This is a genomic window from Peptoniphilus olsenii (assembly GCF_040545475.1).
GTDB lineage: Bacteria > Bacillota > Clostridia > Tissierellales > Peptoniphilaceae > Peptoniphilus_A > Peptoniphilus_A olsenii.
Genome location: NZ_JBEPMA010000024.1, coordinates 1 through 9,005 on the forward strand (window position 1 = coordinate 1; position 9,005 = coordinate 9,005).

Annotated in this window: 8 protein-coding genes; 2 read left to right on the forward strand and 6 right to left on the reverse strand. The window is 32.3% G+C overall.

The genetic code is table 11. The features are described 5' to 3' along the window. Positions 1-149: 149 nt before the first annotated feature. From ABID14_RS09880 to sdaAB, 3 genes are read right to left on the reverse strand one after another with little or no spacing between them, the layout of a single operon-like run. Complete coding sequence (locus tag ABID14_RS09880) at positions 150-1,367, reverse strand: dicarboxylate/amino acid:cation symporter (RefSeq protein WP_354369567.1); 1,218 nt, start codon at positions 1,365-1,367, stop codon at positions 150-152. A 5-nt stretch (positions 1,368-1,372) separates the two neighbouring features. Next, complete coding sequence (gene sdaAA / locus ABID14_RS09885; RefSeq protein WP_354369569.1) at positions 1,373-2,254, reverse strand: L-serine ammonia-lyase, iron-sulfur-dependent, subunit alpha; 882 nt, start codon at positions 2,252-2,254, stop codon at positions 1,373-1,375. After that, entirely contained in the window at positions 2,255-2,923 is a 669-nt protein-coding gene (gene sdaAB, locus ABID14_RS09890; RefSeq protein ID WP_354369571.1) for an L-serine ammonia-lyase, iron-sulfur-dependent subunit beta, read from the reverse strand. A gap of 345 nt (positions 2,924-3,268) precedes the next feature. Here sdaAB and ABID14_RS09895 point away from each other — a divergent pair, with 345 nt between their 5' ends. Next, on the forward strand, positions 3,269-4,834 hold the full coding sequence (locus ABID14_RS09895) for an AbgT family transporter (RefSeq protein ID WP_354369573.1): 1,566 nt from the start codon (positions 3,269-3,271) through the stop codon (positions 4,832-4,834). A gap of 97 nt (positions 4,835-4,931) precedes the next feature. Here the strand turns inward: ABID14_RS09895 and ABID14_RS09900 are convergent, their stop codons facing one another. Beyond that, positions 4,932-5,465, reverse strand: a complete 534-nt coding sequence (locus tag ABID14_RS09900; protein ID WP_354369581.1) for a radical SAM protein — start codon at positions 5,463-5,465, stop codon at positions 4,932-4,934. Between the two features lie 203 nt (positions 5,466-5,668). On the opposite strand from ABID14_RS09900, the gene ABID14_RS09905 reads away from it, so the two are divergent. Further along, positions 5,669-6,058 (forward strand): hypothetical protein, encoded by a 390-nt coding sequence (locus ABID14_RS09905; RefSeq protein ID WP_354369575.1) that lies wholly within the window; start codon positions 5,669-5,671, stop codon positions 6,056-6,058. A gap of 775 nt (positions 6,059-6,833) precedes the next feature. Here ABID14_RS09905 and ABID14_RS09910 read toward each other — a convergent pair. Both ABID14_RS09910 and ABID14_RS09915 read right to left on the reverse strand, forming a co-directional pair. Further along, positions 6,834-7,595 carry a ZIP family metal transporter gene (locus ABID14_RS09910; protein ID WP_354369577.1) on the reverse strand — a complete coding sequence of 254 codons (762 nt, stop codon included), beginning with the start codon at positions 7,593-7,595 and terminating at the stop codon, positions 6,834-6,836. A gap of 529 nt (positions 7,596-8,124) precedes the next feature. Further along, a complete protein-coding gene (locus ABID14_RS09915; RefSeq protein WP_354369579.1) occupies positions 8,125-8,346 on the reverse strand; it encodes a hypothetical protein in 222 nt (73 codons plus the stop codon). Positions 8,347-9,005 lie beyond the last annotated feature (659 nt).

Consider the following 9,005-nt stretch of genomic DNA (forward strand, 5'->3'; position numbering starts at 1 on the left):
TGTCACCATGTGAAACTTGCAAGTTGCTATGGGATTCGTCGACAACTACGCTCCTTAGGGAATTTCACCCCAGCATTAGAACATGCCCGTCATACTAAAAAGAACCCATCTTTATGATGAGTTCTTTCGTGGTAAATATGCATATTCATTTAAGCGTCAATATCAGTTGGTATTGGTTGTTTAATAATATGTTTGTAATAAATTTTTTCAACCGCAATAGAAATGGCATTATCTCCACTGATATTTGCAGCTGTACCAAATGAGTCTTGAGTTAAATATAAAGATATAAGAATTGTAGCAAGTGAACTTGTTGGATCAATTCCTACAACTGGTAAGAACGGTAATGCACTCATTACTGCTCCACCTGGTGCTCCAGGTGCTGCAACCATAGCTACACCAAGAATCATTATAAATTTAAGAATCAAACCATATGAATGATCCATTTCAAACATTGTAAGCAATGTGTAAACACATGCTGTAAGTGTAATCATAGATCCAGGTAAGTGAACTGTAGCTCCTAGCGGAATAACAAATTCTCTAATTTGTCTAGATACACCCATTTTTCTGTTACATTCAACGTTAACAGGAATTGTAGCAGCTGAAGATTGAGTTCCTACTGCTGTTAAGTAACCAGGCACAACATTCTTTATACATTTGAAAGGATTTCTTCCTGTATAAGTTCCTGCAACAATAAACATTAAAGATACATAAATCAAATGTAGTGCAATAATACAAATAAATATCTTCCAGAAGATAGACATAATTGCAAATACTGAACCTGAATAACTCATGTTACAGAAATTACCAAAAATAAAGAATGGTAGTAGTGGAATAACGAATTTTGATAATACTATATTAATAATTTCGTTAAATTCACCAATTGCTTTGTAGAAAATTTCCCCGCCACCTTTTGCTCTAAGTCCAGAAACAGTAAGTCCAAGCATAAATGCAAGTACAAGTGCTGCTGTAACTTCGATAAATGGATTTAGTGGAATAGTGAAGAATGCTTCAAGCTCTCTAGTTGATGCTTGTTGAATTTGATCAGCAAGTTCAGGTTTGATAAAGCTTGGGAATATAGCATGTGCCATTCCATAAGATAAAGATCCACCTATAAGTGTAGAACAATAAGCGATTAAAACAGTAACTCCTAGAAGTTTTCCCGCACCTTCAGAAAGGTCCGCGATACCTTTAGATACAAAGGCAATAATCATAAGTGGAATAATGAAGCCTAGGAATGCTCCAAATAATCCAGAAATAGTGATAGCAATTTGAGATACAATAGGTGGAAGATATCTTCCAACTAAAATACCAAGTATAATTGCGATTATAAGTTTTGGAATAAGTCCAATTTTTTTCTTTTCAGCCATTTAAATTAATCCTCCTTAAGATTTAAAAATTCGGCTCTGATTTTTTGACCAGTTTTAGTTCCTGCAAGGCCACCAAGCCCTGTCTCTCTAATAGACTCATGCAATAAATTACCTACCTCACCCATTGCAGAAGCTACTTCATCAAAAGGAACAATAGATTTTATTCCAGCCATAGCCATATCTGCAGAGATAAGTGAATTCATAATTCCAGAAGCATTTCTGAAAGTACATGGATATTCAACAAGGCCAGCAATTGGATCGCAAGCAAGACCCATAATGTTAATTAAAGTTATACTTGCTGCATTAAGTGCCTCTTCTACACTTCCACCAAGCATTTCAACTACTGCTGCAGCCGCCATTGCACTTGCAGAACCACACTCAGCTTGGCATCCGCCTTCGGCACCAGCAAAAGTCGCATATTTACCAATAATTTGCCCTATCCCTATTGATGTCAAGAGTCCATTTATAAGAGTATCATCATCTAAGTCATACTTGTCTCTCATAGACATGAGAGCAGCTGGCATAATTCCAGAAGAACCTGCAGTAGGTGCTGCTGCAATTGTGCCCATATTAGCATTAGTCTCAGATGTTGAAAAGGCCATAGCCATTGCTTTTACTAAGAATTTTCCAGTAATAGGATCTTTTTGCTTTTGATAATCATAAAATATCTTAGCAAAACCATCAATCATTCTATATTCAGTTTTATATTCTTTTTCTAAAGTGTTGTGAGAAGATGCTTTCATGACATCTAGAACTTTTTGGAGTTCAGCAATGAATTCTTCTTTTGTCATCTTAGAATTTTTAAGCTCTTCTCTAAGTACTAATTCATAGAAATGTATGCCTTCTTTGTTACATACATCTATAATTTCTTGTGCTGTATTTAACATCTATACCTCCACGTATTTAGCTATTAGATATCTAGAATCTTCAGTTAATTCTTTAACTACTTTATCATCAATTTTAGTATCAACTTCTACAGTTAGTGTAACTTTTTGAATGAGATCATCTTTTTCAGTATTAATAGACTCAATATTATAATCATTTGAACTTAGAATTGTAGAAACTCTAGCAATTACACCCTTTTGTTCATTATATTCAAAAAGTAGAGTTGGATATTTTCCATCAAATTCTATTTTAATTCCATTTATATTTACAATGACAATATTTCCACCACCAATAGAAGAACCTATTACATATTCAGAGCTTCCATCGTGATAAAGAAATTTAATTTTCACTGTGTTTGGATGAAATCCTTCGCCCAAATCACATGGTATAAACGAAAAATTAAGTCCTCTTTCATCAGCAATTTTATATGAATCTCTCAGTGAATCATCATAAGTTTCAAAACCCATGATTCCACCCAAAAGAGCTTTATCTGTACCATGACCTTTATAAGTATGTGCAAAAGAGCCATGTAAATAAAATTCAACTTTATCATAATTATCTGGACAAATCTTAGCCGCTACACGTGCTATTTTACATGCACCTGCAGTATGCGAAGAAGATGGTCCAACCATTATTGGCCCTAGTATCTCAAAAGAACTATATTCTTTCATAAAATTAATCACCCCATATATAAAAAAATAATAATATAATTAATAAATTTCATATATTCCATATTATACTAGAAATAAACACATTTGTATATGCTATTTCGAACTTCCATATAAATAGGTATGGCTTATCATGCTAATAGCACCTATCTTTACCAAAAAAGTAGATTTACAATAGGTCATAATACATTATTGTATCTAAAATTGCAAATCAAAATACAATTCATTAATATGTTTTCATTTAAAGTAAAACGATTTTGTTTTAAATACAAAAATCCATTGAAATATCAAATGTTTTCATTTAAAATATAGTGTGTACTTTTATGAATATTTATTTAGGAGGTCAATATGACGAAAAAAGTAAAAGATAATAATGACGTCGGCGGTTTCCTGAAAGGAGTCGAAAAAGCTGGTAATGCACTTCCGCATCCAGCAATGATTTTCGTAATACTTTCATTAATCGTAGTTATTATTTCACATTTTGCAGCTAAGGCAGGATTAAATGTAACTTATTTTGATGCCAAAGCTGGAGAAGAAGTAACTAAAGAAGCTGTTTCGCTTCTAAATTGGGAAGGACTTAGATATATTTTCAACTCTGCAACAACAAACTTTACAAACTTTGCTCCACTTGGAACAGTACTTGTGGCTATGCTTGGTGTTGGTGTTGCTGAAAACAGTGGACTTTTTGCCGCTGCTCTTAAAAAAATGTTATCTAATGTAAACCCTACACTTTTAGCTGCAACTGTAGTTTTTGCAGGAGTTATGTCAAATGTAGCAAGTGATGCGGGTTATTTAATTGTAATACCTCTTGGAGCTTTAATTTTTGCTAATGCAGGTCGCCATCCACTTGCAGGTATAGCTGCAGCTTTCGCAGGAGTTAGTGGTGGTTTCTCAGCAAACTTAATTATTGGTACAACAGACCCACTTCTAACTAATATCACTAACGAAGCTCTAAAAGCTGGCGGTATTGATGTTCAACTTGCAGCAACTTGTAACTGGTATTTCTTATTTGCTTCAACATTTTTAGTAACTATTATTGGTACACTTGTTACTACTAAAATTGTTGAAAAGAACTTAGGAGAGTATCACGGAACTTACGAGCCAGATGAAGAACCTATAACTGACTTAGAACGCAAAGGACTTAGAAATGCATTAATAGGAATACTTGTTTATATTGTAATTATGGCTGTATTGATGTTCCCTGCAAATGCACCTTTCAGATCTTTTGAAGAAACTGCAAATGCTTTGACATTAAAAGAATTCTTAGGAAATGGACTCATTCTAGCACTATTATTACTTTTCTTAGTTCCAGGAGTTATTTATGGCAAAACTGTAGGTACAATCAAAGATTCTCAAGACTTAGTTGACCAAATGACTAAAGCAATGCAAGGTCTTGGCGGATTCTTAGTACTTGCTTTCTTCTGTGCACAATTTGTTGAATATTTCTCAAAAACAAATTTAGCACTTATCCTTGCTAAAAATGGAGCAGAATTTTTAGAATCAGTTGGACTTAATGGACTGCCACTATTAATTCTATTTGTATTTGTTTCAGCTTTTATCAACTTATTTATTGGTTCAGCATCAGCAAAATGGGCTATCATGGCTCCAATATTTGTTCCAATGATGTATGAAATAGGTCTTTCACCAGCACTTACACAAGTAGCTTATAGAATTGGAGACTCAACTACAAATATAATCACTCCACTTATGGCATATTTTGCAATGATAGTTGTGTTCATGCAAAAATATGACAAAAAAGCAGGTCTTGGAACACTAACTTCTATGATGCTTCCATACTCACTATCTTTCTTAGGAGGTTGGACAGTATTCTTAATAATTTGGTATGTTTTAGGTATACCTGTAGGTCCAGATGCACCACTTAATGTGGCTGATATGGCAATGTTTATGTTTTAAGTAAATGATTAATATACCAAAAACTGACCAGTTAAAAGCCGGTCAGTTTTTTATTGCATTTATATTTTATTAATCCTATATAAAATTTTTAAACCTATCAACCTACACCAAAATCAGTAATATTAAATAGAATATCTATCTTAGGATTATCTTCCAAATATCTGTAATTTTTATAAAACCATTTAATTAATTCATCATCACGCTTTACTTCGGTAGAATTTTCTTCAAAAATATTGACAGTCGCGTGTTCAAAATTTTTTATAATTTCCATATCTCTCTTAATACTCTCGCGTGTCTGACCTTTAATGCCAACCATAATACAAGGCGAATCAAAATATTCTTTTACCTCTTGCCAAGCCTCAAAATTAGCACCCTTCTTTAAATAATTTTCACGGAAATTATTGTCAAAAGTTTCGACACCTGTTTTAAATGTAATTGGTATCTCGAAAAAATTTCTTATCTCATCAAGGCGATGCCTGTAAATCCAGTGGGCTTCAAAAAATAATCTCTCAATTCCCTTTTCTATAACAACTTTTTTAATGGCTTTTAATGTCTCAATAGGCAATTCAAATACAGAAGCAGAATCAATTACCTCAAGCACTTTGAACTCACCGGTCACATTTCTTAGCACTTCCAAATTCACCTTATTTATATAATCTTCATCAACATCATTGTCATGAATATAATCGCAAAAAATACACTTGCCCCATTTACATGGTTTTGCCTTTAAAAGAACAATCTCTCTTTTAGTTTTATTTAAAATCTTAGAATATCTGTTGATAAAATCACCACCTATTATTCTTTTATTATATAATATAAACGAGGAGGAATACTATGAATTTTACATTTAAATCATATTTTCTTAAAATTAATGAATTCGAACAACAAAAATTTGAAAAACAGTTGGAATTTTGTGAATTATCAATACCGGAAGAACTAAAAGAAATAATAGATAATATGAATCTAGATTATCAAAAACCAAGTTACATAAAAAAAACTAAAAGTAAATTAATATTAAAATATCATGTTTGTGGTGAAATAATAGATTATGATAACCCAAGAAGTGCCAAAGCAAATCCTAATACAAAATACGCAGACGGATTGCACCCAATATATAAAACCGATGATATGAAAAGCGAAATATATTTCACAGAATATGTAGAAATGAAAGAACCTTTTTTAGATGATATGACTTTTGAAATGCATGTAGTTGTGGATAGATAAAAATTTCCCTAAACTGTCATCTCGACTAAAAAGCATTGCGAACGCATAAAGAGTCTTGCATGTGACGGAGAGAATTTCCCCCTCCCATGTCATCCTGAGCGAAAGAAATCTGCCAAGATTTCTGTAGTCGAAGGATCTGCATGTGGTAAAGAGAATCTGCAGAGTTTTAAACAAAAAAGTATTCAAGCACCTAAACCACGAACAAGTATAGCAAAAAGTCGAAAATGATTTTTAACTGTTCGAGCGTCATAGAGTTTTAAAAATCCGACTTTTTGCGAGTAAAATGAAAAACTAAAGAGGCTAAAACTTTGTCTAATAAAGGCGTGGGGGTTTGGTTGGTTGCTCGAAGGAAAGGAAAGGGGCCTCGCAGCGAAAGCGGAATGCCCACTTTCCTTCCTTCGAAAGAATAATAGAAGATGGTGGTATAAAAAAATATTTATTAAAAAGATTTTTTAATTATTCATACAGAGCGGCTACTCTACAGGCAGATTCCTCGATTCCAGAAAATTCTCATGAATTTTCTTTCACTCGGAATGACAGTTGTGGGGGTTTTCGTGTTCTTTTCCAATGTCATCTCGAATAAAAAGCAGAGCGAACGCATAAAGAGTCTTGCATGTGACGGGGAGAATTTTCCCCCTCCCATGTCATCCTGAGCGAAAGAAATCTGCCAAGATTTCTGTAGTCGAAGGATCTGCATGTAGTAAAGAGAATCTGCAGAGTTTTAAATAAAAAAGTATTCAAGCACCCATACTACAAATATGAGTAGTATTTAAATTTAAAACAACACATCCAAAACCATCATAACAATAAATCCTAGCACTATTCCATATGTCGCTTCACGCTCATATCCATTGCTGTGTGTCTCCGGAATAATTTCATCACTTATTACAAAAAGCATAGCTCCTCCTGCAAGTGCCAATATAAATCCAAGTATCGGCTCAAATGCAGAAACCAAAAACACACCCAAAAATGCACCAATTGGTTCAACAAGTCCTGTTAACATCGCTGTCCAAAAACTCTTATTCCTTGAATAGCCTTGGCTCACAAGTGCAAAAGCAACTGCCAAACCTTCGGGCATATTTTGCAAACTAATACCTATTGCTATAGGAATTCCATTCGCAACATTTTCGCCTCCAAATCCAACTCCTGTAGCTAGACCCTCCGGAAAGTTATGAATTGTGATAGCTATTATAAATAACCAAATTTTAGAAAGATCTTTATTTGCTGCCCCACCTTCTATTCTATGGTCGAGCAGATGTTCATGAGGAGCGTACTCATCAATTAAATCTAGCATTAAAGCTCCCACAAAAATCCCGATGGATGTAGCCATTACCCCACTAAAACTTCCATTAGCAGCTTCAAGACTTGGGATAATAAGAGAAAAGCAAGTTGCAGAGAGCATTATACCCGCAGCCAGTGCAAGCATAATATCTAAAACTTTTTGACTTACATTTTTAGCAAAAAATATAGGAATTGCACCCACACCTGTCATTACACCTGGTATGATGCAACCCAAAATAATAAGACTTAAATCCATTAATATACCTCCATAATACAATTATAATACAGTTTATCCTAAATTATATAATTGTACAATTATATTTTTAATTAATTATTAAATATTATTTTTCAATAATTTCTCATTATTTAATAATTAATTAAACTTCCAAAATAAAAAACCCCTTTTGCCAGGAGATTTAAGTCTGGCAAAAGAGGTATAAATTTTTATTTTATTAAAGGATTTTTTTATTAAAGATTTTCTGTTTCATATTCTTCTGAAGTTCTTTCGTCAGGTACTCCTGTTTCTTCTTCAGATTCTTCTGGTTCTCTAGATTCTTCTGTTTCTTCAGGTTCTTCTATCTTGTCTTCTCTATCATATTCTCTAGAGTTTGTGGATTTTTCTTCATTTTCTGCTTCAACTAATTTAGCAAGAATTGTAGAATTTTCACCATAAACTTCATTAACTAATTTTGTAGCAACATTTTTGCCATCAAATACGATATAATCTACTTCAATTTTCTTTCCATTGATATAAAAATAATTTTCCCCTTCAACAAGTATTATCTCTATACCATCTTTTCAAGTATAAGTTTGCCATCTTGCACTACAACTTTGTAGCCTTCTTTTTCTAAAGATTTGATATCAATGTTTTTGTCGTTTGTGTTGATGCTTGAAGCTATTTCTGCTGATACTAAATTTTTGGGTGCTTTATTTGCCAATACAGGACTCATATTACCTACAACTAAACTGCCTACTAAAACTGTCACTAATAATTTGTTCTTTTTCATTAAATACCTCCTAGTAAATAACTAATTCACTACTTTTAACTTCAAGCAATTAACTTACATATAAATAAATTCTTAAGAACTCATTTATATCACTTAGCAAATATACTAAGTAGAAATAAATTTTATAATCTAGATATTACTTCAATTGATGATGTTATATTCATTTATTTTTTGTAATATATAAATTAAAAATCAATTTCTTAGTTAAAGATAGTATAGCATCAATGTGTAAGTTATGTGTATATTTTTTTAAAATTTTTTAAAATCTTATTATCTATTAGTATATTATATCGTGTTTATTATTCTCATAGTAAATTTCTGTTTATAAATATCTGATATGCATTTATACTATAAATTACTATATATTACTATTTATTTATATATTATTATGTTTACATTTATTGATTTATTTGTATAAATCTTTTTAGTATAAATTTACTTACAAATATATTTTATATTAATATGAATCACTGTAACTAATGCTAAAATTTTTTAATAAAAAGACTATTTTTAAACGGATATTAATTTCACAGTTCAAAAAAGGATCGAGTAGGAGCTAACCTGTAGCCCCTCTCACACCACCCGTATGTGCCGTTCGGCATACGGCGGTTCAATATTTTCTTGTATCATATTATATATTTCTGATGTATCTATTTAAC